Here is a 958-nt window from a genome sequence, read left to right on the forward strand (position 1 = left end):
GCGGCATGTCAGGTAATGGGATCGGAGGTGGGCTCGTCGAGGTTGTGAGGATCTTCCAAGTCGAACAGGTCGGCCGGCTTGCAGTCCAGTGCTTGGCAGATCGCGGTCAGCGTGGTGAACCGGATCGCGCGGGCCTTGCCTGTCTTCAGGATGGACAGGTTCGCCATCGTGATGCCCGTACGGGCCGATAGTTCGGTCAGCGTGACGCCGCGGGCCGTCAGGACTTTGTCGAGCAGGCAGACGACGCGGTGGGACGGTTCCTCAGATGACACCGGCCACGTCCTCCTGCAGCCGGGCACCCTCCCGGAACGCGACACCCAAGCTGCCCAGCACGAGCCCGCCCACCAGCAGGGGCACCGACAGGTAGATCGGCTGCATCCCGATCGCCCTGCCCCCGTCCAGCCCGTCCCACCACTGTGTGAGGAGGGCCAGGCCAACAGGGTGCAGGGCAGTGCGCACCAGGGTGCCGACAACCAGCACGACCGCCGCAGTACGCAACCCGGCCCTGACCTGGCCAGCGAAGGGCTGCCCCCACGCGATGTACTGCAGGGCGCGACGGACGGCGAGCAACGCGACGACGATCGCGATTGCCTCAAGCAACTGAGGGGTCACCGCGACAGCCCGGATCCACAGCGGGATCTCCTCGGCCCGCACCGAGGTGCTCACAGGGCGGCAGGTCTCCCCGTCGGCTAGGTCGCCACAGTGCGAGGATTCCAGCCACTCGAGTTGGAGCACTTGGGGCAGCACCGTCGCGCCCACGTACGCGTCGGAGCCCCCGGGGGGAAGGAGCAAGGGGCGTGCGGTGAGGGCCGCGGCCACGATGTACAAGTTCCATGCCGCCACGACCACGGCGACCATCACGAGCAGGACCCGAACCGCGCCGATCCTGCCGCCGCCCGTCCTTCGTTGATCCAAGGTCTCCAACACAGCGCCCCTTATCGATTCTCGATGTTATCGA

At 67.4% G+C, this 958-nt stretch carries 2 protein-coding genes; both read right to left on the bottom strand.

What is annotated here, in order from left to right:
- Window positions 1–8 precede the first annotated feature (8 nt).
- On the bottom strand, window positions 9–272 hold the full coding sequence (locus H5397_RS17435; protein WP_182819015.1) for a helix-turn-helix transcriptional regulator: 264 nt from the start codon (window positions 270–272) through the stop codon (window positions 9–11).
- Complete coding sequence (locus tag H5397_RS17440; protein ID WP_182819016.1) at window positions 262–924, bottom strand: hypothetical protein; 663 nt, start codon at window positions 922–924, stop codon at window positions 262–264. Before H5397_RS17440 ends, H5397_RS17435 begins: the two co-directional genes overlap by 11 nt.
- Window positions 925–958: the final 34 nt, after the last annotated feature.

The sequence above is a fragment of the Propioniciclava sp. MC1683 genome (genome assembly GCF_014164675.1).
Taxonomy (GTDB): domain Bacteria; phylum Actinomycetota; class Actinomycetes; order Propionibacteriales; family Propionibacteriaceae; genus Propioniciclava.